The 24,031-nt window shown below is 69.1% G+C and carries 19 protein-coding genes; 5 read left to right on the top strand and 14 right to left on the bottom strand.

Annotated elements, in window-relative coordinates:
- Positions 1 to 8: 8 nt before the first annotated feature.
- Both LGM71_RS28645 and LGM71_RS28640 read right to left on the bottom strand, forming a co-directional pair.
- Positions 9 to 1,520: an ammonium transporter gene (locus tag LGM71_RS28645; protein WP_124626356.1), complete on the bottom strand. Its 1,512-nt coding sequence runs from the start codon at positions 1,518 to 1,520 to the stop codon at positions 9 to 11.
- 33 nt (positions 1,521 to 1,553) lie between these two features.
- Positions 1,554 to 1,892, bottom strand: coding sequence for a P-II family nitrogen regulator (locus tag LGM71_RS28640; RefSeq protein WP_006398175.1), 339 nt, complete (start codon positions 1,890 to 1,892; stop codon positions 1,554 to 1,556).
- A 355-nt stretch (positions 1,893 to 2,247) separates the two neighbouring features.
- On the opposite strand from LGM71_RS28640, the gene LGM71_RS28635 reads away from it, so the two are divergent.
- Positions 2,248 to 2,499 (top strand): accessory factor UbiK family protein, encoded by a 252-nt coding sequence (locus tag LGM71_RS28635; RefSeq protein WP_059599852.1) that lies wholly within the window; start codon positions 2,248 to 2,250, stop codon positions 2,497 to 2,499.
- A 240-nt stretch (positions 2,500 to 2,739) separates the two neighbouring features.
- On the top strand, positions 2,740 to 4,374 hold the full coding sequence (locus LGM71_RS28630) for a YifB family Mg chelatase-like AAA ATPase (protein ID WP_226117707.1): 1,635 nt from the start codon (positions 2,740 to 2,742) through the stop codon (positions 4,372 to 4,374).
- A gap of 333 nt (positions 4,375 to 4,707) precedes the next feature.
- Here LGM71_RS28630 and LGM71_RS28625 read toward each other — a convergent pair whose 3' ends face one another.
- Positions 4,708 to 5,280: a hypothetical protein gene (locus tag LGM71_RS28625; protein ID WP_059599850.1), complete on the bottom strand. Its 573-nt coding sequence runs from the start codon at positions 5,278 to 5,280 to the stop codon at positions 4,708 to 4,710.
- Between the two features lie 162 nt (positions 5,281 to 5,442).
- Between LGM71_RS28625 and LGM71_RS28620 the strand changes: the two genes are divergently transcribed.
- Entirely contained in the window at positions 5,443 to 5,979 is a 537-nt protein-coding gene (locus LGM71_RS28620; RefSeq protein WP_226117706.1) for a peroxiredoxin family protein, read from the top strand.
- Between the two features lie 97 nt (positions 5,980 to 6,076).
- On the opposite strand, the gene LGM71_RS28615 is transcribed toward LGM71_RS28620, so the two are convergent.
- The 9 genes from LGM71_RS28615 to LGM71_RS28575 all read right to left on the bottom strand — a co-directional run bounded on the left by LGM71_RS28615 (position 6,077) and on the right by LGM71_RS28575 (position 19,054).
- Positions 6,077 to 7,432, bottom strand: coding sequence for a sigma-54-dependent transcriptional regulator (locus LGM71_RS28615; RefSeq protein ID WP_226117754.1), 1,356 nt, complete (start codon positions 7,430 to 7,432; stop codon positions 6,077 to 6,079).
- Positions 7,433 to 7,523: 91 nt separating this feature from the next.
- Positions 7,524 to 9,533, bottom strand: coding sequence for a sensor histidine kinase (locus tag LGM71_RS28610; protein ID WP_226117705.1), 2,010 nt, complete (start codon positions 9,531 to 9,533; stop codon positions 7,524 to 7,526).
- 4 nt (positions 9,534 to 9,537) lie between these two features.
- Entirely contained in the window at positions 9,538 to 10,827 is a 1,290-nt protein-coding gene (locus LGM71_RS28605; RefSeq protein WP_226117703.1) for a dicarboxylate/amino acid:cation symporter, read from the bottom strand.
- A gap of 352 nt (positions 10,828 to 11,179) precedes the next feature.
- Positions 11,180 to 12,877, bottom strand: coding sequence for a cation acetate symporter (locus tag LGM71_RS28600; protein ID WP_226117701.1), 1,698 nt, complete (start codon positions 12,875 to 12,877; stop codon positions 11,180 to 11,182).
- Between the two features lie 11 nt (positions 12,878 to 12,888).
- Positions 12,889 to 13,194 carry a DUF485 domain-containing protein gene (locus tag LGM71_RS28595; protein WP_059599844.1) on the bottom strand — a complete coding sequence of 102 codons (306 nt, stop codon included), beginning with the start codon at positions 13,192 to 13,194 and terminating at the stop codon, positions 12,889 to 12,891.
- 102 nt (positions 13,195 to 13,296) lie between these two features.
- Positions 13,297 to 14,502, bottom strand: coding sequence for a CaiB/BaiF CoA transferase family protein (locus LGM71_RS28590; RefSeq protein ID WP_226117699.1), 1,206 nt, complete (start codon positions 14,500 to 14,502; stop codon positions 13,297 to 13,299).
- Positions 14,503 to 14,532: 30 nt separating this feature from the next.
- Positions 14,533 to 15,678 (bottom strand): acyl-CoA dehydrogenase family protein, encoded by a 1,146-nt coding sequence (locus LGM71_RS28585; protein WP_226117697.1) that lies wholly within the window; start codon positions 15,676 to 15,678, stop codon positions 14,533 to 14,535.
- 14 nt (positions 15,679 to 15,692) lie between these two features.
- Positions 15,693 to 16,889 (bottom strand): acyl-CoA dehydrogenase family protein, encoded by a 1,197-nt coding sequence (locus tag LGM71_RS28580; protein WP_124626374.1) that lies wholly within the window; start codon positions 16,887 to 16,889, stop codon positions 15,693 to 15,695.
- A gap of 29 nt (positions 16,890 to 16,918) precedes the next feature.
- Positions 16,919 to 19,054 carry a 3-hydroxyacyl-CoA dehydrogenase NAD-binding domain-containing protein gene (locus LGM71_RS28575; protein WP_226117695.1) on the bottom strand — a complete coding sequence of 712 codons (2,136 nt, stop codon included), beginning with the start codon at positions 19,052 to 19,054 and terminating at the stop codon, positions 16,919 to 16,921.
- A gap of 240 nt (positions 19,055 to 19,294) precedes the next feature.
- Here LGM71_RS28575 and LGM71_RS28570 point away from each other — a divergent pair, with 240 nt between their 5' ends.
- Together LGM71_RS28570 and ggt are read left to right on the top strand one after the other, a co-directional pair.
- Positions 19,295 to 20,257: a LysR family transcriptional regulator gene (locus tag LGM71_RS28570; RefSeq protein ID WP_124626378.1), complete on the top strand. Its 963-nt coding sequence runs from the start codon at positions 19,295 to 19,297 to the stop codon at positions 20,255 to 20,257.
- 70 nt (positions 20,258 to 20,327) lie between these two features.
- The gene (gene ggt / locus LGM71_RS28565; protein WP_226117694.1) at positions 20,328 to 22,220 is read left to right on the top strand and encodes a gamma-glutamyltransferase; all 1,893 of its coding nucleotides are present in this window, start codon (positions 20,328 to 20,330) and stop codon (positions 22,218 to 22,220) included.
- Between the two features lie 43 nt (positions 22,221 to 22,263).
- On the opposite strand, the gene LGM71_RS28560 is transcribed toward ggt, so the two are convergent.
- Together LGM71_RS28560 and LGM71_RS28555 are read right to left on the bottom strand one after the other, a co-directional pair.
- A complete protein-coding gene (locus LGM71_RS28560) occupies positions 22,264 to 23,217 on the bottom strand; it encodes an ABC transporter permease subunit (protein ID WP_124902044.1) in 954 nt (317 codons plus the stop codon).
- Positions 23,217 to 24,014 (bottom strand): taurine ABC transporter ATP-binding protein, encoded by a 798-nt coding sequence (locus LGM71_RS28555; RefSeq protein ID WP_226117693.1) that lies wholly within the window; start codon positions 24,012 to 24,014, stop codon positions 23,217 to 23,219. The genes LGM71_RS28560 and LGM71_RS28555 overlap by 1 nt, the downstream gene beginning before the upstream one ends.
- Between the last annotated feature and the right edge of the window lie 17 nt (positions 24,015 to 24,031).

The raw sequence follows: 24,031 nt of genomic DNA, 5'->3' as shown, positions 1-24,031 counted from the left end.
CGTACGACTTATTCGACGTGCTCGCCGTGCAGGATCACGTCGAGGCCTTCGCGCTCTTCCTCTTCGGACACGCGCAAACCAATCGTCAGGTCGATCAGCTTGAGCAGCACGAAGCTCAGCACGCCGCTGTAGACCAGCGTGATCAGCACGCCCTTCGCCTGCAGCAGCAGGCTGCCGTCGGCGCCGCCGATGTCCTTGACCGCGAACACGCCCGTCAGCAGCGCGCCGAGAATCCCGCCCACGCCGTGCACGCCGAACGCATCGAGCGAATCGTCGTAGCCGAGCTTCGACTTGAGCCACGTCGCCGACCAGAAGCAGACCACGCCCGCCGCGATGCCGATCACGAGCGCACCCGCCACGCCGACGAAGCCGGCAGCCGGGGTGATCGCCACGAGACCCGCGACCGCGCCCGACACGATGCCGAGCACCGACGGCTTGCCCTTCGCGACCCATTCGGCAAACATCCAGCCGAGCGCCGCGCAGGCCGTCGCCACTTGCGTGGTCAGCATCGCGAAGCCGGCACGGCCGTCAGCCGCGACCGCCGAACCCGCGTTGAAACCGAACCAGCCGACCCACAGCATCGAGCCGCCGATCATCGTCAGCACGAGGTTGTGCGGCGCCATCGATTCGCGACCGTAGCCGACGCGCTTGCCGAGCACGAGGCACGACATCAGGCCCGCGATACCGGCGTTGATGTGCACCACCGTGCCGCCCGCGAAGTCGAGCACGCCGTCGGCCGACAGCCAGCCGGTCGGCTCCCACACCATGTGCGCGATCGGCACATAGACGATCAGCGACCAGAGCGTCATGAACACGAGCATCGCCGAGAACTTCATCCGGTCGGCGAACGCGCCGCAGATCAGTGCCGGCGTGATGATCGCGAACGTCATCTGGTAGACGAAGTAGACCGATTCCGGAATCGTCGTCGCCAGGTGGCTGACGGTCAGCGTGGTCGCCTTGTCGCCCTTCACGTAGGTCATCCCGTGCAGGAACGCGCGCGACAGGCCGCCGATGAAGCCGTTGCCCGGTGTGAACGCGAGGCTGTAGCCGACCACCGTCCACAGCACCGTGATCAGTGCGGTGATCGCGAAGCTCTGCATCACGGTCGCGAGCACGTTCTTCTTGCGGACCATGCCCGCGTAGAACAGCGCGAGGCCGGGGACCGTCATGAACAGCACGAGCGCGGTGGACGTCAGCATCCACGCGGTGTCGCCCGAGTTGATCTTCGACGAATCGACGGAGAACGGCTCGGTCGGCGCGGCGGGTGCGGCCGGCGCGGACGCGGCGGCGGCAGCCGATGCGTCGGAGGCGGCGCCCGAAGCGGGTGCGGCGGCAGCGGCGGATGCGTCAGGCGCGGCGCTCGCCGTCGCGGCGGGTGCCGCGGCAGCCGATGCGTCGGAAGCCGTTGCGGCGGGCGCGGACGCAGCCGCGGCGGACGCCGCGTCGTCGGCGAGCGCGGGGCCGACACCGGCCGCGATCAGCGAGCCGGCCATCAGCAGGGACATCAGAAGTTTGCGCATCTTGGATTTCCTCTTGTCGCTTGTCTTTGTCTGTTACAGCGCGTCTGCGCCGGTCTCCCCGGTCCGGATCCGGATCACTTGCTCGATCGGCGTGACGAAGATCTTCCCGTCGCCGATCTTGCCGGTGCGGGCGGCCCGCTCGATCGCCTCGACCGCCTGGTCGACCAGATCGTCGGACACGGCCGCCTCGATCTTCATCTTCGGCAGGAAGTCGACCACGTATTCGGCGCCCCGGTACAGCTCCGTGTGCCCCTTCTGGCGCCCGAACCCTTTCACCTCCGTGACCGTGATGCCGGAGACGCCGAGCGCTGAGAGCGCTTCGCGCGTCTCATCGAGCTTGAACGGCTTGATGATTGCGGTAATGAGTTTCATGAAGTCCTCTCGCTGGGTGGTCCCGTCGAATTGGTTGGAATGGTGTAACGGTCTCTCCTCAGCAACTCGCATGCCATGTTCGTGCGAACACCGCCTCGAACGGCTCTTAAACAGGGTCGTATCTGATGCTGAAAGGTGCGGAAGCCCGGCCGAATGGCCAACATGGCCCGGTTCGCTGGCGCGCCGAAAGGATCGTTGCTAGAGTGCACGCACGTCCCGGCTTACCGGGCCATTCACCCATGCGGGCGCCATGCCCGGAAATCGCGCCGCGGGCGCACCATTTCCGGTCATGCGTGCATCATGGGCACGTATGCAACTGAAGATGCACATTTTTTGTGCAAGGAAGGGAAATCTCATGAAGCAACCCAGCGATGTTTTCAACGACCTGCAGTCGCGCGTCAGCGACCTGCTAAAAAACTCGCCGGCCAAGGATGTCGAGCGCAACGTGAAGGCCATGTTGTCGCAAGGCTTCTCGAAGCTCGATCTCGTCACGCGCGAGGAGTTCGACACGCAGGCACATGTGCTCGCCCGCACTCGCGTGCGTCTCGAGGAACTCGAGAAGCGCGTCGCGGAACTCGAGCAGAAGCTCGCAGCGCCCCAGGCCTGACGCCCCCACCCGACCGACTGGTCCGGGCGCGGGCCGCCTCGCGCGGCCCGCGCCTGCCACCCGGAAATCAGCCAGTCGGCAAGCCGTTCCGTCGTTCTTCGCTGTTCCTCGCTCTTCGCAGTTCGTCGTTCCTCGTTCTTTTCCGCGCCACGCCGGCAGCGCGCAACGATTCCTCCGATTCCCGCGGCATGCGGCCCTGAACGGCCGTCGCCCGTCCGATTCATCTACAGGAGCCTCGCCATGTCGCTCGCCGTGGTGCGCAGTCGCGCGCCGGCGGCCGGCCGCGCGCCGGACGTCACCGTCGAAGTTCATCTTGCCAACGGGTTGCCGTCGTTCTCGATCGTCGGCCTGCCTGATCTCGAAGTCCGCGAAAGCCGCGAGCGCGTGCGCGCCGCGCTGCAGAACTGCGGATTCGACTTCCCCGTCAGGCGTATCACCGTCAATCTCGCGCCGGCCGACCTGCCGAAGGAGTCGGGCCGCTTCGACCTGCCGATCGCGCTCGGCATCCTCGCCGCGAACGGCCAGCTCCCGGCCGACGCGCTGGCCGGCCGCGAATTCGCGGGCGAACTGTCGCTGACCGGCGCGCTGCGGCCGATGCGCGGCGCGTTCGCGATGGCGTGCGGCGCCGCGCGCGACTGGCGCGCGGGTCATGCCGAAGCGCAACTCGATTCCGGCGCCCGTTTCAGTTTCGATTCCAGCGGCCATGCCGGCGTCGATTGCGCCGCGATATCCGGCGAGACAGCCCCGTCGCGCCCGCCCGAGCTGTACCTGCCGCTCGACAGCGCGGCCGAGGCCGCGCTGGTGCTGGGCGTCACCGTGTTCGGCGCCCCCGACCTCCCCGCGCTGTGCGCGCACCTGGCCGGTGCGCCGGATGCCCGGCTCGCGCCGGTCGCGGCGCCCTGCCTCGATGGCGTGCCGGCGCCGGCCGCGCCCGATCTCGCGGACGTCGTCGGCCAACGCGGCGCCCGGCGCGCGCTCGAAGTCGCCGCCGCTGGCGGGCACCACATGCTGATGATCGGGCCGCCCGGCGCCGGCAAGTCGATGCTCGCCGCGCGGCTGCCCGGCCTCCTGCCGCCGCTGACCGACGACGAGGCGCTGACGTCGGCCGCGCTCCTTTCCGCGAGTCGCATCGGCTTCTCGCCCCCGCAGTGGCGGCGGCGCCCGTTCCGCTCGCCGCACCATTCGTCGAGCGCCGCCGCGCTGGTCGGCGGCCGCAACCCGCCTCAGCCGGGCGAGATCACGCTCGCGCACCTCGGCGTGCTGTTTCTCGACGAGTTGCCCGAATTCGACCGGCATGTGCTGGAAATGCTGCGCGAACCGCTGGAAGCGGGCCGCATCACGATCTCGCGCGCGGCCCAGCAGGCCGACTTCCCCGCCGCATGCCAGCTGATCGCCGCGATGAATCCGTGCCCGTGCGGGTGGCACGGCGATCCGTCCGGGCGCTGCCGCTGCACGCCGGATGTCGCCACGCGCTACCTGCGCAAGCTGTCGGGCCCGTTGCTCGACCGGATCGACATCCAGATCGACCTGCCAGCGCTGTCGCCGGCCGAACTCGCGTCGCGCGCGACGGCACCGGGCGAGCCGAGCGCGGCGGTCGCCGCGCGGGTCGCCCAGGCGCGTGCGTTGCAGCTCGAGCGGCAGGGCAAGACCAATCACATGCTGAGCGGCCGCGAGACCGACGACCTGTGCCGGCCGACCGACGACGGCGAGCGGCTGCTGCGCGAGGCCGGCGAGCGCTTCGGCTGGTCGGCGCGCGCGTATTTCCGCGTGCTGAAGGTCGCGCGCACGATCGCCGACCTGGCCGGCGACCCGTTGCCGACGGCCGCGCAGATCGCCGAAGCGATCCGCTACCGGCGTGCGCTCACGGCGCTGTGAGCGCCGTCGGAGGACAAAATACGGCTGTCAAGACTTGACTTATGCACAATTTCACGAACCCGGCCCCAGATCACCCTGCACGGCCACCCTTTCATCGAGAAATTCATATCCCTTTGTTTTTATTGATTTTTCCCAAGGGGAGCGTGAGCTGTCAAATGCGCCGGAGGGCCGTCCGGCGCGGCTTTGCGGGAGATTCGGTCAACTTTTCAACAAAGTTATCCACATGCGCTGTGGATAGCCGAAAAATCCCCGCAAAATCCGGCGATTAGCGTCGAAAGCTGCGAATGAACTTTCAATTGTCACGGGAGTCGGAGGCGCCCTCGCCGGCCGCTGTCAGTCGAGTTTGAACGAGCCGAAAAACTGGTCGATCTGTTCCTGCGCGAGCGGCCGGTCGGCGATCGCGACGGCCTGGTACGCGTGCCGGCCCCGCGCCACGAGCCGCGCCACGATTGTCTTGTGGGAATGGTCGCCGCCGCTGGCCGCGCCCGCGACGCGCAGTTCGAGTCCGTTTACCGCACCGCCGGCCGCGAGCGGCACCGGCACCGAGGCCGTCTCTGGCACGCCTTCGAGATTGCGCGACAACCCGGCCCGCAGGAACTCGAGCGCCGCGCGGCGCGTATCGTCGCGATCGTCGGGCAGCGTCAGCGTGCCGACCGCGAACACCGCGCCGTCGACGTGCGCGGCCTGCATCCGCATCGGCATCGACGCACCGCCGACCGCCACCGGCTGATCCTCGACGGTCGGCTTCGCCGGCAGGTCGATCGTGTAGCCGGCGTCGTTGTGCAGCGTACGCCAGTCATATGACGGCGAGCACGCGGCCAGCGCCGCGCTCACGCACGCGAGCGCGGCGAAGTGTCGCAGGGGGCGAAAAAGGGGGCGCAACGAATGGAGAACTTCCTTCGGCATGGCAGTGATGGGGACAGGCAAAATGCCATTATCCGCCGAAGCCGACGCCCGGTATGCGTGGCGGCCGCCGGTGCATGCGCCGCATTCGCGCTAAAATGAGCGCCGAATTTCGACGTCCTTTGCATCGATCCGCGTCATCGACCGACTCCGAGAGCACCGCAGATGAACACCACGCCTCCCGCCCAGCGCCGCACCGGCCCCGCCCGCTATATCGTCGCGGCCGTCGTCGTCGCGGCCATCGCCATTGCCGGCTTCTTCGCGTTCAACGGCAAGTCCACCGTGCCGGACGCCACGTTCACGCTGCTGTCGGGCCAGAAGGTGTCGACGGCCGGCGACCTGAAAGGCAAGGTCTACCTCGTGAATTTCTGGGCGACGAGCTGCGCGACCTGCATGCAGGAAATGCCGCAGATGGTCGATACCTACAATCGCTTCAAGGGCCAGGGGCTGGAATTCGTCGCGGTCGCGATGAACTACGATCCGCCGATGTACGTCGCGAACTACGCGCAGACGCGCCAGCTGCCGTTCAAGGTCGCGCTCGACGACGGCAGCGTCGCGAAGCAGTTCGGCAACGTGCAGCTCACGCCAACGACCTTCGTCGTCGACAAGGACGGCAAGATCCTGAAGCGCTACGTCGGCGCCCCGCAATTCGCGGAACTCGACGCGCTGCTCAAGAAGGCGCTCGACGGCAGCGCGGCCTGAGCGCCGCACGACAGGACTCGCGGGGGCGCCCACTGCGCCCTGCTCCGCACCACGGACCGCCCGACCGGCCAGCCCGGTTCCGCGGTCCGTCTCTTTTTCAGCGCTCGGTTTCGCCTTTCGCCGACAGCCCGTAGCGCTTCATCTTCTCGTACAGCGTCGCCTTGCCGACATGCAGCCGATCGGCCGTCGCCGCGACCGCGCCGCCCGTCTGGTTCAGCGCCTCGGCGATCACCGCGCGCTCGAACTGCTCGATGCGCTCCTTCAGCGTCTGGTCGCTCTGCGCATCGTCGTCGCCCGCACCGGCTTCCTGCGGCATGTCGGCGACGCCGAGCACGAAGCGGTCGGCCGCGTTGCGCAGCTCGCGCACGTTGCCGGGCCAGTCGCGCTGCATCAGGCTCGCGCGCTGCCGGTCGGTCAGCACGGGGGCCGGCCGCCCGTAGCGCACGGCCGCGTCGAGCATGAAGTGCTCGAACAGCGGCACGATGTCCTCGCGGCGCTCGGCGAGCGGCGGCAGCGCGATCGTCACGACGTTGAGCCGGTACAGCAGGTCGCGCCGGAACGTGCCGGCCGCGACGAGTTCGCTCATGTCGCCTTTCGCGGCCGCGACGACGCGGCAGTTCACGCGGATCGGCTGGTTCGAGCCGAGCCGCTCCAGCACGCCGTCCTGCAACACGCGCAAGAGCTTCACCTGCAGCGCGAGCGGCATGCTTTCGATTTCGTCGAGGAACAGCGTGCCGCCGGATGCGTATTCGAGCTTGCCGACGCGGCGTTTCGCGGCGCCGGTGAACGCGCCGGGCTCGTAGCCGAACATCTCCGACTCGAACATCGGCTCGGGCAGCGCGCCGCAGTTCACCGCGATGAACGGCTTGTCGCGACGCGGCGACAGCTCGTGCAGGCTGCGCGCGATCAGCTCCTTGCCGGCGCCCGTGTCGCCGTTGATCAACACCGATGCGTCGGTCGGCGCGACGTTCGCGATCAGCTTGCGCACTTGTTCGATCGCCGGGCTGCGGCCGATGATGCGCGGCGCGACGATGTTCTGCCCGGCCAGCTCGCGCCGCAGCGCATGGTTCTCGAGCACGAGCTCGCGCCGCTCGAGCGCGCGGCGCACGGTCTCGATCAGCCGCTCGGCCGCGAACGGCTTCTCGATGAAGTCGTACGCGCCGTCGCGCATCGCCTGCACGGCCATCGAGATGTCACCGTGGCCTGTGACGAGGATCACCGGCACGTCGGGCACGCGCTCGCGGCACTGCGCGAGCAGGTCGAGCCCGCTTGCGCCGGGCAGCCGGATGTCGCTGACGATCGCGCCGGCGGCTTCCGCGACGATCGCCTTGTCGGCCGCCTCGGCCGATTCGAACCCGACGACGTCGAACCCCGCGAGCTGGAGGCTCTGCACACTCGCCCGGCGAACGAGCGCATCGTCTTCGATATAGATCACTTGCAGCCGGTTGGCCATCTTGGTCACTTGCTCCTGACAGGCCGCGCGGCGCGGGTGCGCGCGGCTCTCGTTGATGCCGGTCGTGCGGCGAACGGGTTTGCGGCGGGTCCTAGTGCGAGCCCGCCGGCTCGGACACCGAGTCCGGATGATGCGTGCGCGCGCGCCGCAGCGTCAAGACGAACAGCGCGCCGCCGGACGGTGCATTGCGCGCGGTCAGCGCGCCGCCCGCGTCGCTCGCGATCGACGACGAGATCGCGAGGCCCAGCCCGAGCCCGCGCCCCATTTCCTTGGTCGTGAAGAACGGCTCGAACAAGCGTGGCAGCAAGTCGGGCGCGATGCCGGAGCCGTTGTCGCGTACCTCGATCGCGAGCGTCGCGACCGACACCGCGATCGTCACTTCGATTGCCGGTGCCGCGACGCCCGCGACCGCGTCGAGCGCGTTGCCGAGCAGGTTGATCAGCACCTGTTCGAGACGCAAGTCCTCGCAGCGGGCGACGAGTTCCGGATAGTCGCACGCGAGGTCGAGCGGCGCATCCTGCGCGGGCGATACGGTCGCATCCTGCAGCGTCAGCGTGAGCGCGACGCCGCGCAGCCGGTCGCCGAGCAGCGACAGCACGCTGCGCAGCGCGCGCACGACGAGCGCCCGTTCGTTGCGCGGCTTCGCGCGGCCGACGAACAGCTTCAGCTGGTTGGTGATCTTGCCCATCCGCTCGGTCAGCGCGGCGATCGCCTCGAGGTTCTCGCGCGCGGCCGCCTGCTCGCCTCGATCGAGCAGCACGCGCGTGTTGTCCGAGAAGCTGCGCAGCGCCGCGAGCGGCTGGTTCAGTTCATGCGTGATGCCGGCCGCCATCTGGCCGAGCGCGGCGAGCTTGCTCGCCTGGATCAGTTCGTCGTGCGCGGCGCGCAATTCCTGTTCCGCGCGGATCCGGTCGCCGACTTCCTTCTGCAACTGCTCGTTCGCCTCCGACAGGTCGGCCGTGCGCTCCTCGACGCGCCGGTTCAGCTCGGCATACGCCTGCTGCAGCAGTGCGCGGCCGCGGATCATCTCGCGCACGCGTGCGCGGCGCATGCGCCAGTAGAACGCGAGCAAGGCGACCGACACGAAGCCGAAGCCGGTGACGATCGTCGCGTTGCGCGCGTCGGCGTCGATGGGCGCGATCGGCGCGAGCGTCACCAGCAGCCAGTCGGGTTCGCCGATCCGCCGCTTGCTGGCGAGGAAGCGCGGCGCGCGCAGGCCGGGACCGAGACGCACGATCTCCGCGTCGGCGTCGAGCACCTGCTCGACGCGCAGAGGCAGCGGCGTGACGGGTTGCTGCGCGTACTGGCGCGTCTCGTAGATCGACGCGGCGACGGGCCCCGTCAACGGATGCAGCGTGTGGTATTTCCACGCGGGCACGGACGACAGGAACACGACGCCGTGATCGTCCGCGACGACGAGCGGCTCGGACGCGTCGGCGCCCTGGAACCATTCGAGATTGAGCTTCACGACGACGACGCCCGCGATCCTGCCGTCGCGCCACACCGGCTGCGAGATGTAGTAGCCGGGATCGCGCGAGATCGTGCCGATCCCGAAGAAGCGGCCGACCTGGCCGCCCATCGCATCGATGAAATACGGACGAAACTGGTATCCGGTCCCGACGAAGCTGTCGGGCGCGCGCCAGTTGCTGGCGGCGACGCACAGGCCGTCCGCGCCGATCACGTAGGTGACGGTCGCGTGCGCGTGTTCGTTGAGGTCTTCGAGATAGCGGTTCGCGCGCGCGGTGAAATCGGCGCGCTTCGGCTCGGCGAGCAGGTCCAGGACGTACGGGTGGCTGCCGAGCAGATAAGGCAGCGACTCGTAACGGTCGAGCGTGCTCTTGAGCGCGTTGGTGGTGCGGTCGACCCGCACCGCGGCGTTGCGCTGCAGCTCGGCGACGCCGCGCCGCCACGTGATGGTCCACGTCAGCGCGCACGCCGCCGCGAGCGCGGCGGCAAGCATGACGAGGATGAGCAGGCGGCGCTTCACGGACGTGACTTCCTGGCGATGCGGATCGCCTATTGTGTCATAGGGCTCCATATCGCCGCCCGGGCCGCCGCGCGGCGCTCCGCCCGCGGGCGGTGCCGCCGCCTGCTCATTCATGACGTCAGACGCCGGCCGTCTCGGTCGCCGTGACCTCGCCGCCGCCCTTCAGCGCCTGGCGCAGCTTGTTGCGGTCGAGCTCCTTTTCCCAGGCCGACACGACGACCGTCGCCACGCCGTTGCCGACGATGTTGGTCAGCGCGCGGCATTCGCTCATGAAGCGATCGATGCCGAGGATCAGCACCATGCCCGACAGCGGGATCGTCGGCACGACGGCGAGCGTCGCGGCGAGCGTGATGAAGCCCGCGCCCGTGACACCGCTCGCGCCCTTCGACGTCAGCATCGCGACCGCGAGCAGCGTGAGCTGCTGCATCCACGTCAGCTCGATGTTGGTCGCCTGCGCGATGAACAGCACGGCCATCGTCATGTAGATGTTGGTGCCGTCGAGGTTGAACGAGTAGCCGGTCGGCACGACGAGGCCAACCACCGAGCGCGAGCAGCCGGCCTTCTCCAGCTTTTCCATCAGCTGCGGCAGCGCGGCTTCCGACGAGCTCGTGCCGAGCACGATCAGCAGCTCTTCCTTGATGTACGACACGAAGCGGATGATCGAGAAGCCCGTGGCGCGTGCGATCGCGCCGAGCACGACCAGCACGAACACGACCGAGGTCAGGTAGAACGTGCCGATCAGCTTGAGCAGCGGCACCAGCGAGCCGACGCCGTACTTGCCGATCGTGAACGCCATCGCACCGAACGCACCGATCGGCGCCAGCTTCGTGACGATGTGCACGATGCCGAACAGCACGCGCGTGAGGCCGTCGATGAAGTCGGTCACGACCTTGCCGCGCTCGCCGAGGTGCGCGAGCACGCTGCCGAACAGCAGCGCGATCAGCAGGATCTGCAGGATTTCGCCCTGCGCGAACGCATCGACCATCGTGTTCGGGATGATGTGCATCAGGAAGTCGACCGTCGACTGCCCGTGCGCCTTCGCCGCGTACGACGCAACGGCCTTGCCGTCGAGCGTCGCCGGATCGATGTTGAAGCCGACGCCCGGACGCAGGATGTGCGTGGCCGCGAGGCCGAGCAGCAGCGCGAAAGTCGACACGATCTCGAAGTACAGCAGCGCCTTGCCGCCGACGCGGCCGACCTTCTTCATGTCCTCCATGCCGGCGATGCCGGTGACGACCGTACAGAAGATGATCGGTCCGATCACCATCTTGATCAGCTTGATGAAGCCGTCGCCGAGCGGTTTCATGTCGGTGGCGAGCGCCGGGTAGAAGTGGCCGAGGATCACGCCGACGATGATGGCGAAGATCACCTGCACGTAGAGCACTTTGTAGAAGGGTTTCTTCTTCACGATGGTTCCTGCTGAAGTAGATGAGCCGGTGGAAACGGCGTCACGCGCGCGGACGAATGTCTGGGGAAGAGCCATTCGCCCGCGCGGCTGCCGTGCCGCAACAAGCGATGCCTCAGGACGTCCGGAGGGAGTGGAAGGCAGTGGTCATCGATTGTCTCCTTGGTTTAATAGTCGGCCGGGGGGATGGCCGTGCTTTTCATATCGCAAGGTCGATGCCAGGTGTCCGGAACCCCTCAAGCCGTTGTTTTCATTGTATTTCTCATAATGCGGCAGGCAAGGAAATCCGGGATTCCGGATTTCCGGAAAACATCCGTCCGGCGATCCGGACGGATGGGGCGTTTCATCGGACGAATCAGTGCTGCACGGCTTCACCGGCCAGCACGCCCGTCTGCGCGTAGAACTCCTGCCGCGCGAAGGCCTCGCGCTCGCGCCGCGCGCGCTCGCCGCGGTCCGCGAGCGAGCCGACGATGATCCCGACGAACGCGAGCGGCACCGACACGAGCGCCGGGTTGTCGAGGAACACCGGCGCATGCGCGTGGTGCAGCACGTCGACCCACACCGACTTCGACAGCACCGTGAGCGCCACCGCCGACGCGAGGCCGAGGCTGCCGCCGAGCACCGCGCCGCGCGTCGTCATCCCGCGCCAGAAGATCGACATCGCGAGCACCGGGAAATTGGCGCTGGCGGCCACCGCGGCGACGAGGCCGACCATGAACGCGACGTTCACGTGCTCGAACAGGATCGACAGCGCGATCGCGACCGCGGACAGCCCGATCGTCGCCGCGCGCGAGATGCGCATTTCCAGCCGCTCGTCGGGCTTGCCGCGCGCCCACATCTGCGCGTACAGGTCATGCGAGATCGTGGTCGCGCCGGCGAGCGTCAGCCCGGCGACCACCGCGAGGATCGTCGCGAACGTGACGGCCGCGATGAAGCCGTAGAACCAGTTGCCGCCGACCGCCTGCGCGAGCTTCACCGCGACCATGTTGGAGCCGCCGAGCAGGTCGTGCGTCAGGTTGAAGGTGCCGTTCGCTCCGAGCTTGAAGAACTCGGGATGCTGCGCGAGCAGCACGATCGCCGAGAAGCCGATCACGAACGTGAGCAGGTAGAAGTAGCCGATGAAGCCGGTCGCGTAGAGCACCGACTTGCGCGCCTCCTTCGCGTTCGGCACCGTGAAGAAGCGCATCAGGATGTGCGGGAAGCCGGCCGTGCCGAACATCAGCGCGATGCCGAGCGACAGCGCATTGGCCGGATCGCGGATCAGCTTGCCGGGCCCCATGATGCCGAGCGCGCCCGGATGTACGGCCACCGCACGGCGGAACATCTCGTCGATGCTGAAGCCGAATTCGGCGAGCGCGAGCAATACGAGCAGCGTCGCACCGCACAGCAGCAGCACGGCCTTGATCACCTGCACCCAGGTGGTCGCGGTCATCCCGCCGAAGAACACATAGACCACCATCAGCACGCCGACGATCAGCTCGGCCGTGCCGTACGACAGCCCGAACAGCAACTGGATCAGCTTGCCCGCGCCGACCATCTGCACGACCAGGTACAGCACGACGATCGTCAGCGCGTTCGCGGATGTCAGCAGCCGGATCGGCCGCTGCGCGAAGCGGTACGCGACGACGTCGACGAACGTGAACTTGCCGAGGTTGCGCAGCGGCTCGGCGATCAGGAACATCACGAACGGCCAGCCGACCAGGAAGCCGATCGAGTAGATCAGTCCGTCGAAGCCGAACATGAACACCATCCCCGACAGTCCGAGGAACGACGCGGCCGACATGTAGTCGCCCGCGATCGCGAGGCCGTTCTGCAGCCCGGTGATGCCGCCGCCGGCCGTGTAGAAGTCGCGCGTCGAGCGCGTGCGGCGCGCGGCCCAGCGCGTGAGCGCGAGCGTTGCGAACACGAACGCGAAGAACATCGCGATCGCGACCGGGTTCAGCTCGACCTTGTCGGGCATCGGCCCCGCGACGGCGCTCGCGTGCGCGGTGGAGGTGGAGGTGGAGAAAACGAGAACGGCCAGCGCGCCGAGCGCGCTCGAGATGCGTCGCATGTCGGCCTCCGTCACGAACGTTGCAGGATCGCGTCGACGCGGCGGTCGAACGCACGGTTCGCGCGCAGCACGTAGCACGCGGTCAGTCCGATCGCGACCAGGATGATCGCGACGCCCGCGACGATCCCGACCGTGGTCGTCGCGCCGCGGTACAGCGGCGCGGCCAGCACGTGCGGCGCGAGCGCGACGAGCAGGATGAAGCCGTAGTAGGTGGCGATCATCAGCGCCGTCAGCGTGAAGCTGAAGCGGCGTCGCGCACGCACGAGCTGCTGGTAGTCACGGCGCGCCGTGACCGATTCGATGAAGGAATGCTGCATGGTGTCTCCAATGTCCCCTCGTCGTTCGCGAGGCGTGTCTTATGGATGGTCGGCGCGCGTCGACTGCTCCGCCCGCGCCGCGGCGGCAATACATGAAACGCGCTACACGACGCGATCCGCATGCAGCCGCGCCAGGTCGTCCGGCGACAGCCCGAGCCAGCTGCCGAGCACGTCGTCCGTATCGGCGCCGAGCACGGGCGGCGCACCGCGCACCGGCAGGCGCGCGCCGTCGAAGCGATACGGCGGCGCGAGCACGTCGACGCCGCCCGCGACCGGATGCGGCTGCCGCGTGACGAGCCCCGCGCGGGTCGCGCGCTCCGACGTCAGCGCGTCGTGCAGCCCGAGCACCTCGCCGCACGGAATGCCCGCATCGGCGAGTGCCGCGAGCAGCATCGCGCGCGGCCGCCGCGCGAGCTCGCCGCGAATCTCCGGCAGCAGCGCGGCGCGGTTCTCCGAGCGGCCGAGGTTGGTCCTGTAGCGGTCGTCCGCGGCGAGGTCGGGCCGCTCGATCGCGTCGCAAAAACGCGCGAACTGCGTGTTGTTGCCGACCGTGATCACGAGCGGACCGTCGGCCGCGTCGAACACGCCGTACGGCACGATCGACGGATGCGCGTTGCCGTAGCGCGGCGGATCCTCGCCCATCAGCAGCGCGTCGAGTCCGTAGTACGCGGTGATCATCAGCCCGCAGTCGAACAGCGCCATCTCGATGCGCCGCCCGCGCCCCGTCGCGTGGCGCTCGTACAGCGCGGCGAGGATCGCCTGCGCCGAATACATGCCGGTGAACAGGTCGACCGCCGCGACGCCGAATTTCAGCGGCGGCTGGCCGGCCTCGCCGTTCAGCGCCATCAGCCCCGCCTCGCCCTGCACGACGAGGTCGTAGCCGGGCCGCGCGGCCTCCGGGCCCGAGCGGTCGTAGCCGGAAATCGCGCAATGCACGAGCCGCGGATTCAATTCGGCCAGCGCGTCGTAGCCGAGGCCGAGCTTCTCCGCGCCGCCGAACTTGAAGTTGTGGATCAGCACGTCGGCCTGCGCGGCCAGCTCGCGCGCGATGCGCTGCCCTTCTTCGGTCTGCAGGTCGACGCAGATCGACCGCTTGCTCCGGTTCACGCTGTTGAAGTAGGTCGTCTCGGTCTCGCCGATCCGCAGCCCCCAGTCGCGCGTGTCGTCGCCGCGCACCGGATGCTCGACCTTGATCACGTCCGCGCCGAAATCGGCGAGCACCATCGCGCTCCACGGGCCCGCGAGCACGCGCGAGAAATCGAGCACCTTCACGCCGGCCAGCGGCAATGCGCGTGGGTCGTTCGTCATCCTTGTCTCCTCCATTCGCGTCGTATGCCTTTACTGTTTCGACAGCGCGATGTAGCGCGCGAGATGGTGATCCTCGTCGCCGAGCTGGTGATCGATCATCACGAGCCGCTTCGCGTAATGCGACAGCGGCAGCTCCCACGTCATCCCGATCCCGCCGTGCAGCTGAATGCTTTCCTCGGCGACCAGCGTGCCGATCCGGCCGATGCTGTATTTCGCCGCTGCGAGCGCGCGCTCGCGCACCACACGCGGCGCATCGAGCTGCGCGGCCGCATTGATCACCGCCGAGCGCGCCTGCTCGACTTCGAGCAGCAGATCGGCCATCCGGTGCTGCAGCGCCTGGAAGCTGCCGATCGGCAGCCCGAACTGCTTGCGCGTGCGCAGGTAGTCGAGCGTCGCGTCCTTCGCGACGTCCATCGCGCCGAGCGCCTCCGCCGACAGCGCGAGCAGCCCGTAGCCGAGCACGCGTTCGAGTAGTGCCGCGCCCGTTTCGCCGTCGAGCGCATCCGGCGCGCCGAGCGCGGCATCGGCCGGCAGCGCGACACGCTCGAAGCGCACTTCGGCCGCGCGGCCGCCGTCGATCTTCCGGTAGTCGCGCAGCGACACGCCCGGCGCGTCGGCCGGCACGACGAACAGGCCGATGCCCGCCGCGTCGTCGTCGCGTCCCGACACGCGCGCGCTGACGACGAAGAACGCCGCCTGCGCGGCCTGGTCGACGACGCCCTTCGCGCCCGTCAGCACCCAGCCGTCGCCGGCACGATCGGCGCGCGTGCGCACGGTCGTCAGTTCGTAGTGCGAGCCCGGCTCGTCGTGCGCGAACGCGGCGCTCGCGCGGCCGTCGATCAGCGCGGCAAGCCGTTCACGATGCGCGTGGCCGCCGGCGAGCGACAACGCGCGGCCCGCGAGCAGCGCGCCGAGGAACGGCTCGACGACGAGCCCGCGCCCGAGGCATTCGAACACCACGGCGATGTCGAAGCCCGCGCCGCCAAAGCCGCCGTCGGCTTCGGGAAACAGCGCGCCGACCGCGCCGAGTTCGGCGAAGCGCTGCCACATCGCGCGATCGAAGCCGTCGGCCAACTGCGCGATGCGGTCGCGCACCGGGAACGCATACTGTTCGGCGATGAAGCGGTTCAACGTGTCCGCCAGCATCCGGCGGTCTGCTGTGTGCTGGAAATCCATCGTCGCGTTCCTCGTTACAGCCCGAGCATCATCTTCGCGATGATGTTCTTCTGGATCTCGTTCGAGCCGCCGAAGATCGACAGCTTGCGGTTGTTGAAGTACTGCTGCGCGGCGCTCGCGGCGCCGTCCGGGCCGACCGGCTCGCCGTCGTGATCGGCGTCGAGCGCCTCCTCGACGAACGGCTGCGCGTATGGCCCCATCGCGCGGCGCATCAGCGACGTGATCTCCTGGCGGATCTGCGTGCCGCGGATCTTCAGCATCGAGCTTTCCGCGCCCGGCACGCCGCCGCCCGCGACCGCGGCCAGCACGCGCAGGTTGGTCGTGCGCATGTTCTCGAGCTCGATCTCGACGCGCGCGACGCGCGCCGCGAAGAACGGATCGTCCGCGAGCGGCCGGCCATTCTTCGTCACCTTCGCGGCCACCGCGCGCAGGCGGTCGAGCGCGGCCGTCGAGAAGCCGATTCCGGCGATGTTGGTGCGCTCGTACGTGAGCAGGTATTTCGCGTAGGTCCAGCCGCGGTTCTCTTCGCCGACGAGGTTCTCCACAGGCACGCGCACGTCGGTGAAGAACACCTCGTTCACTTCATGCTCGCCGTCGAGCGTGATGATCGGACGCACTTCGACGCCCGGCGTGTTCATGTCGATCAGCAGGAAGCTGATGCCTTCCTGCTTGCGCACGTCGGTCGCGGTGCGCACGAGGCAGAAGATCATGTTCGCGTAGTGGCCGAGCGTGGTCCACGTCTTCTGGCCGTTCACGACGTAGTGGTTGCCGTCGCGCACCGCGCTCGTCTTCACCGACGCGAGATCGGAACCGGCGCCCGGCTCCGAATAGCCCTGGCACCACCAGTCGGTGCCGTCGAGAATGCGCGGCAGCCAGTGGCGCTTCTGCGCTTCGTCGCCGTACTTGATCAGCACGGGCCCGAGCATGTTGACGCCGAACGGGACGATGCGCGGCGCGCCGGCGAGCGCGCATTCGTTGTCGAACAGAAATTTCTGCGCGACGCTCCAGCCGGGGCCGCCATACTCGCGCGGCCAGTGGCTCGCGAGCCAGCCGCGGGCATTCAGGATTGCGTGCCATTCGCGCATGTCGTCGCGCGTCAGATGCAGGCCGCCCTTCACCTTGCGCGCGGTGCGCGCGGGCAGTTCGGCGGCGAGAAAGCGCTGCACTTCGGTGCGGAACGCTTCCTCTTCGGGAGTGAAATTGAGGTCCATCGTGAGTCCGTTGCGAATGCGGTGGGCGTTCAGTCGATATGGTTCAGGCTCGCGAAATCCGCGCCGCGCTCGACCAGCTCGACGATCAGCGGCGAAGGCTTCCAGAACAGCGGATCCTCCTTCGCGAACGCGCGGATGTCGGCGAGCACGTTCGCGAGGCCGACCGTGTCCGCGTAGTGCATCGGGCCGCCGCGATAGCGCGGGAAGCCGTAGCCGTACAGGAACACCGCGTCGACGTCGAGCGGGCGCAGCGCGATCTTCTCGTGCACGACGTTCGCGCCTTCGTTGATCATCGCGGCGAGGTAGCGGCGCATGATCTCGTCGTCGGTGAACGTGCGCGGCGCGATGCCCCTCTTCGCGCGCTCGTCGGCGACGATCGCCTCGACTTCCGGGTCCGGCGTGCCGACGCGCGCGCCGTCCGCATACAGGTAGTAGCCGCGCGCGGTCTTCTGCCCGAACCAGCCGCGCTCGCACAGCCGGTCGGAAATCTCCACGTAGCGCGCGCGCGGGTCGCGCGTCGCCGCGCGGCGCTTGCGGGTCGCCCAGCCGATGTCGCCGCCCGCGAGGTCGACGACCTGGAACGGCCCCATCGGGAAGCCGAATTCACGCACCGCGCGATCGATCTGATACGGCGACGCGCCATCTTCCATCAGGTAGTCGGCGGCGGTGCGGTAGACCGCGAGGATCCGGTTGCCGATGAAGCCGTCGCACACGCCGGCGCGCACCGGCGTCTTCTTGAGCTGTTTGGCCAGCGCGAACACGGTCGCGACGACATCCGCACTCACGCGCGCCGGCACGACGATCTCGAGCAGCTTCATCACGTTGGCCGGCGAGAAGAAATGCAGGCCGATCACGTCGGACGGGCGGTCGACGCTGGCGGCCAGCTCGTCGATGTCGAGATACGACGTGTTGGTCGCGAGCACCGCGCCCGGCTTGCACACGCGCGAAAGTTCCGCGAACACCGCCTTCTTCACGCCCATGTCCTCGAACACGGCTTCGATGACCACGTCGGCCTGCGCGAGCGCGTCATACGACGTGCTGCCCTTGAAGCGCGCGAGCCGCGCCGCGTGCGCGGCCGGCGTCATCCGCCCCTTCGCGACGAGGCCGTCGTACACCTTCTCGACATGCGCGCGGCCGCGCGCGAGCGACGCTTCGTCGCGCTCGATCATCGTCACGGGCAGCCCGGCATCGAGCGCCGCGACCGCGATGCCCGCGCCCATCGTGCCGCCACCGACCACGCCGATCCGCTCGACCGGACGCGCGCTCGCGCGGCGCGCCTCGGGTGCCTTGGCCGCCTCGCGTTCCGCGAAGAATGCATGCACGAGGCCCGCGCGCTGCGGGCTGTCGACGCATTGCAGGAACAGGCCGCGTTCGAGCTTCATCCCCGCGTCGAACGACAGCGTGAGCGCGGCCTCGACCGCATCGACGATCTTCGCCGGCGAGAACAGGCCGCGCGACTTCTTCGGCAGGTCGGCGCGCGCCGCGTCGATCGCGGCCTGCGCGGCCGCGCGATCGGCAAGCCCCTGCGCATCGCGCGTGCGCCGCGCCGGCGCGCCGAGCGACACGAGTTCCTGCGCATAGGCGAGACCTTCGGCGAGCGTGTCGTCGCTGTGCGCGACGCGATCGACGAGGCCGAGCGCGAGCGCTTCGTCGGCGCTTGCGTGACGCCCCGTCAGCATCAGGTCGAGCGCGGCCTTCGCGCCGATCAGGCGCGGCGTGCGCTGCGTGCCGCCCGCGCCGGGCAGCAGGCCGAGCGTGACTTCGGGAAGGCCGAGCTTCGCGCCGGGCACCGCCAGCCGGTAATGCGCGGCGAGCGCGACCTCGAGGCCGCCGCCGAGCGTCGCGCCGTGCAGCGCCACCACGACCGGCTTCGCGCTCGACTCGATCCGCTCGCACACGTCTGGCAGCGACGGCGGCACCGGCGGCTTGCCGAACTCGCGGATGTCGGCGCCCGCGATGAAGTTGCGGCCGGCGCCGACGATCAGCACCGCACGGATCGCGTCGTCGGCCTGCGCGGCGTCGAGCGCGTCGGCGAGACCGCGCCGCACGTCGGCGGACAGCGCGTTGACGGGCGGATGGTCGATCGTGACGACGAGCACCTTGTCGCGCCGTTCGCGCGTGACGGTGCCGGCTCGGGATGGTTCGGTGGAAGCGGGTGAATTCATCGTGTCTCCAGTGCGGTGCGCCGCGCGGGCGGAACCGGTCGTCGGGCCGGCGAGCGGTGCCGGCTCCCGAGCCGGGTGCCGCGCGGCGGGAAACGATCCGGCGTGTTTGCCGGGCATGACTCGATTCTCGATTGATCGAGATTTATTGACAATTCCCGCGCGCCTTTACAAGCTGTCAAGTCTGACTTGACATTGAATGTTTTCGGACCGTTAAACGGGCCGGATCGGGAGACACCGCGCATGGACCTGAACGCGCTGACGCTGCTCGTCGAGATCCTCGACGCGGGCAATCTGAGCAAGGCCGCGCAGCGGCTCAAGATGAGCCGCGCGAACGTCAGCTACCGGCTGAACCAGCTCGAACGCTCGATCGGCCAGCAGCTCGTGCGTCGCACGACGCGCCGCATCGAGCCGACCGAGATCGGGCTGAAGCTGTACGAGCACGGCCGGCGCATCCGCAACGAACTGCTCGCCGCGCAGGAATCGGTGACGACGCTCGGCCAGGACCTGCAGGGCCGCGTGCGGCTGTCGGTGCCGAGCGGCTACGGGCAGATGGTGATGTCGGAGTGGCTGCTCGCGTTCAAGCGCCTGCATCCGGGCATCGTGCTCGACGTGGTGTTCGAGAATCGCGTGGAGGACCTGATGCGCGACGAAGTCGACATCGCGATCCGCGTGATGTCCGAGCCGCCTCAGAACCTCGTCGCGCGCGACATGGGCGCGGTGCGCTACGTCGCGTGCGCGTCGCCCGCGTTCGCGGCCGCGCACGGGATGCCCGCGAGCCTCGAGGCGCTGGCCGCCGCGCCGGTCGTCACCGCGACGGTGCTGGGGCGGCAGCTGCGGATCGCCGCGTATCTCGGCGACGAGCGCCACGAGGTGCTGCTCGAACCCACGCTGATTTCGGAGAACTTCCTGTTCCTGCGCCAGGCGATCCTCGCCGGGATCGGCGTCGGCATCGTGCCCGACTACGTGATGCAGGACGACATGCGGCGCGGCATCGTCGTCACGTCGCTCGACGCGTACCGGCTCAGCATCTTCGGCACGCACATGTACATGCTCTACATGCCGAACCGGCACCACACGCGCGCGACCGCGACGTTCATAGAGTTCATCCTCGAACAGGCCGGAAAGACCGGCCGGGGCGGGCCGGACGGGATGCGTCAGGGTTTCCTGTCGGGTGACAACCCGCCGGCCGCGCGGCGACAATAGCGCGCCGCCCGTGCGGAGCGCGTGCCGCGCACACGCTGCCTCCTTCGAATTCACTGTTGCCGAGGGTTCAATGTTCGACCGGATTCGTCCGCATTCGCGTCCCTGGACGCCCGTTGCCGCGCTCGCGCACGTCACGCTCGCCGCGCTCGTCACGTTCAGCGCCGGCTGCACGTCCCCGTCCGCGCCGTCGGGCGCCGTCGTCCCGGTCGCCGCCGCGTCGGGCGCCGCGGTGCCGCTGCCCGGCGTGCACGCGCCGGAACAGTCGTCCGGCTGGACCGACAAGCCGGGCTGGACCTCGCAGCACTTCATGATCGCGGCCGCGAACCCGCTCGCGACGCAGGCCGGCTACGAGATGCTGAAGGCCGGCGGCACCGCGATCGACGCCGCGATCGCGACGCAGATGGTGCTCGCGCTCGTCGAGCCGCAATCGTCGGGAATCGGCGGCGGCGCGTTCATGCTGTACTTCGACGGCCGTGCGACGCAGGCGTACGACGGCCGCGAAACCGCGCCGGCCGCCGCGACCGACCGCCTGTTCTACGGGCCGACCGGCCAGCCGATGGGCTTCTACGAAGGCGTCGTCGGCGGTCGCTCGGTCGGCACCCCGGGCGTGCTGCGCATGCTCGACGCCGCGCACCGCGCGCACGGCAAGCTGCCGTGGCGCCGGCTGTTCCAGCCCGCGATCCGGCTCGCCGAGCACGGCTTCACGATCAGCCCGCGCCTGGCGATGCTGATCGCGAACGACCGGTACCTGAAGAACGACCCGGCCGCGCGTGCGTACTTCTACAACAAGGACGGCACGCCGAAGACGGCCGGCACGGTGCTGAAGAACCCCGCGCTCGCGACCGTGCTGCGCCAGATCGCCGACCGCGGCGCGAACGCGTTCTACACCGGCGCGATCGCGCGCGACATCGTCGCGAAGGTGCGCAAGCACCCGACCAACCCGGGCCTGCTGTCGCTGCAGGATCTCGCGCACTACAAGGCGAAGGTGCGCGCGCCGCTGTGCGCCGACTACCGGCGCTCGGTGGTGTGCGGGATGCCGCCGCCGTCGTCGGGCGGCCTCGCGGTCGCGCAGATGCTCGGCATCCTCGAGGCGATGCCCGACTGGCAGCAGATCGGCGCGCAGAAGCCGGTGCGGACCGAGCTGGGCTACGAGCCGACGCCGTTCGCCGCGCACCTGTTCAGCGAGGCCGGACGCCTCGCGTATGCGGACCGCGCGCGCTATGTCGCCGATCCCGATTTCGCGCCGCTGCCGGGCGGCAACTGGGCAAGCCTCACCGACAAGACCTATCTCGCGCAGCGCGCGCGCCTGATCGGCGACACGAGCATGGGCGTCGCGCAGGCCGGCACGCCGCAGGGCGCGACACTCGCACTGGCCGACGACCGCAGCCCCGACATGCCGTCGACGTCCGACATCGCCATCGTCGACCGCTACGGCCAGGCGCTGTCGATGACGACCAGCGTCGAGGACGCATTCGGCTCGCGGCTGATGGTGCGCGGTTTCATGCTGAACAACCAGCTCACCGATTTCTCGTTCGTGGCGAGCGAGAACGGCCGGCCCGTCGCGAACCGCGTGCAGCCGGGCAAGCGACCGCGCTCGTCGATGTCGCCGGAACTCGTGTTCGACAAGAAGACGAAGCAGGTGACGATGATCGTCGGTTCGGCCGGCGGCCCCGCGATCATCAACCACGTCGCGAAGACGCTGATCGGCGTGATGGACTGGGGGATGACGATGCAGCAGGCGATTGCGCTGCCGAACGTCGGGTCGATGAACGGGCCGACACAACTCGAGCGCGGCCGCGTGTCGGACGCGCTCGTCGACGGGCTGAAGGGGCGCGGGCACGACGTGCAGGTCGTCGAGATGAATTCGGGACTGCAGGGGATCCAGCGGCTGAACGTGCAGGGGCAGACGGTGTGGTTCGGCGGCGCTGACCCGCGGCGCGAAGGGATCGCGATGGGGGATTGAGGGCAGCCGGCCGAGGCGGCGCGCATGCGCCGCCTGCTGCGTGTCATCCGCGCCCTTTCCACGGCACGATCCGCCGCTCGACCCATCGCATCGCGAGATCGAACAGCCACGCGATCGCGCCGATGATCAGGATGCCCATCACGACGATATCCGTGCGCAGGAAGCTCGACGCATTGAGCACCATCTGCCCGAGCCCGGCCGTCGCGGCGACCATCTCGGCTGCGACGAGCGTCGTCCAGCCGAACCCGATCGCGATCCGCAGGCCGGTGAGGATTTCCGGCAGCGCGGCCGGCAGCACGACGTGGCGCACGACCTGCGCGAAGCTGCCGCCGAGCGAATATGCGGCGTTGATCTGCTCGACCGTCGCCGCACGCACGCCCGCACGGGCGGCCATCGCGATCGGCGCGAAGCACGCGAGGAAGATCACGACCAGCTTCGCCGTCTCGTCGATGCCGAACCAGATCACGACGAGCGGCAGGTACGCGAGCGGCGGCAGCGGCCGGTAGAACTCCAGCAGCGGATCGAGCACGCCGCGCGCAACACGGCTCACGCCCATCAGGACGCCGGCCGGCACGCCGGCCACGGTGGCGAGCAGGAACGCCCCGAACACGCGCGCGGCACTCCACAGCAGATGCTCGGACAGCGGCAGGCCACCCTGGATGCGGCCGTGCCACGCGTCGACGAATGCCGCCCACACCGCTTCCGGCGCGGGCAGGAACAGCGGCGGCAACCACTGCCGATGCGTCGCGACCCACCACAGCACGGCCAGCGCCGCGACCGTCGCCGCGCTGAGCCCTGCGGTTTTTCCCTGGCCCGGCAACCGGTAGCGGCGCGACGGCCGCGCCGCCTTGCGCCGCGTCGTGCGCTCGTCCTGCTCGAACCTCCCGGCCGCTCGATCGGCCACCCAGGAATCCTGCGTGCTCATGTCGTCCTGCCTGTGCAAAGTACTGATCCGGCCGCGCCCGACGGACGCGCCCTGCCGCGCGAACTCGTGCATCACGCGGTCTCCCCGACCGCCTCGTCGCGATGCAGATACGCGATCAGCCGCTCGCGCCATGCGATGAATTCCGGCGACGACTTCACCGCGCGCGCATCGCGCGATTCGACGTAGCGCCGCGCGAACGGCAGCTCGAAGGTTTCCGCGATGCGGCCGGGGCCGGGCGTCATCACGACGAGACGCGTCGCGAGGAACAGCGCCTCCTCGACGTCGTGCGTGATGAAGAACACCGTCTTGCCCGTGCGCGCCCATACGTCGAGGACGAGCGCCTGCATCGTGCCGCGCGTCATCGCGTCGAGCGCGCCCATCGGCTCGTCCATCAGCAGCACGCGCGGATCGCTCGCGAGCGCACGCGCGATGCCGACGCGCTGCTGCATCCCGCCGGACAGTTCGTACACGCGCGCATGCGCATGGCGCTCGAGGCCGACGAGCGCGAGCATCTCCGTCGCACGCGCTTGGCGTTCGGCCTTCGACACGCGTGCGAAGCGCAGCCCGAGCGCGACGTTGTCGAGCACGTCGAGCCATGGCAGCAACGCGTATTTCTGGAATACGACACCGCGATCGGCGCCGGGGCCCGCGACCGGTACGCCGTCGACGCGCACGTCGCCCGTCGTCGGCGCGACGAAGCCGGCCATGCAGTTCAGCAGCGTCGTCTTCCCGCACCCTGACGCGCCGAGCGCGACGACGAATTCACCGGAATCGATGCGCAGGTCGACGCGCGCGAGCGCCTGCGTCGTCGTCCGACCGCGTGCGCCCGGATAGGCGACCGATACCTGACGGACTTCCAGCGTGCTCATGATCGAGGGCTCCGCGA

It is taken from the genome of Burkholderia sp. AU33545, assembly GCF_020419685.1.
Classification (GTDB): domain Bacteria; phylum Pseudomonadota; class Gammaproteobacteria; order Burkholderiales; family Burkholderiaceae; genus Burkholderia; species Burkholderia diffusa.
This window is presented reverse-complemented; position numbering and strand designations above follow the sequence as displayed.

What these genes read in the sequence shown, in the direction of transcription:
- LGM71_RS28645 (WP_124626356.1), bottom strand. Translation starts at nt 1,520, where the DNA reads ATGCGCAAACTTCTGATGTCCCTGCTGATGGCCGGCTCGCTGATCGCG.
- LGM71_RS28640 (WP_006398175.1), bottom strand. Translation starts at nt 1,892, where the DNA reads ATGAAACTCATTACCGCAATCATCAAGCCGTTCAAGCTCGATGAGACG.
- LGM71_RS28635 (WP_059599852.1), top strand. Translation starts at nt 2,248, where the DNA reads ATGAAGCAACCCAGCGATGTTTTCAACGACCTGCAGTCGCGCGTCAGC.
- LGM71_RS28630 (WP_226117707.1), top strand. Translation starts at nt 2,740, where the DNA reads ATGTCGCTCGCCGTGGTGCGCAGTCGCGCGCCGGCGGCCGGCCGCGCG.
- LGM71_RS28625 (WP_059599850.1), bottom strand. Translation starts at nt 5,280, where the DNA reads ATGCCGAAGGAAGTTCTCCATTCGTTGCGCCCCCTTTTTCGCCCCCTG.
- LGM71_RS28620 (WP_226117706.1), top strand. Translation starts at nt 5,443, where the DNA reads ATGAACACCACGCCTCCCGCCCAGCGCCGCACCGGCCCCGCCCGCTAT.
- LGM71_RS28615 (WP_226117754.1), bottom strand. Translation starts at nt 7,432, where the DNA reads ATGGCCAACCGGCTGCAAGTGATCTATATCGAAGACGATGCGCTCGTT.
- LGM71_RS28610 (WP_226117705.1), bottom strand. Translation starts at nt 9,533, where the DNA reads ATGAATGAGCAGGCGGCGGCACCGCCCGCGGGCGGAGCGCCGCGCGGC.
- LGM71_RS28600 (WP_226117701.1), bottom strand. Translation starts at nt 12,877, where the DNA reads ATGCGACGCATCTCGAGCGCGCTCGGCGCGCTGGCCGTTCTCGTTTTC.
- LGM71_RS28595 (WP_059599844.1), bottom strand. Translation starts at nt 13,194, where the DNA reads ATGCAGCATTCCTTCATCGAATCGGTCACGGCGCGCCGTGACTACCAG.
- LGM71_RS28590 (WP_226117699.1), bottom strand. Translation starts at nt 14,502, where the DNA reads ATGACGAACGACCCACGCGCATTGCCGCTGGCCGGCGTGAAGGTGCTC.
- LGM71_RS28585 (WP_226117697.1), bottom strand. Translation starts at nt 15,678, where the DNA reads ATGGATTTCCAGCACACAGCAGACCGCCGGATGCTGGCGGACACGTTG.
- LGM71_RS28580 (WP_124626374.1), bottom strand. Translation starts at nt 16,889, where the DNA reads ATGGACCTCAATTTCACTCCCGAAGAGGAAGCGTTCCGCACCGAAGTG.
- LGM71_RS28575 (WP_226117695.1), bottom strand. Translation starts at nt 19,054, where the DNA reads ATGAATTCACCCGCTTCCACCGAACCATCCCGAGCCGGCACCGTCACG.
- LGM71_RS28570 (WP_124626378.1), top strand. Translation starts at nt 19,295, where the DNA reads ATGGACCTGAACGCGCTGACGCTGCTCGTCGAGATCCTCGACGCGGGC.
- ggt (WP_226117694.1), top strand. Translation starts at nt 20,328, where the DNA reads ATGTTCGACCGGATTCGTCCGCATTCGCGTCCCTGGACGCCCGTTGCC.
- LGM71_RS28560 (WP_124902044.1), bottom strand. Translation starts at nt 23,217, where the DNA reads ATGCACGAGTTCGCGCGGCAGGGCGCGTCCGTCGGGCGCGGCCGGATC.
- LGM71_RS28555 (WP_226117693.1), bottom strand. Translation starts at nt 24,014, where the DNA reads ATGAGCACGCTGGAAGTCCGTCAGGTATCGGTCGCCTATCCGGGCGCA.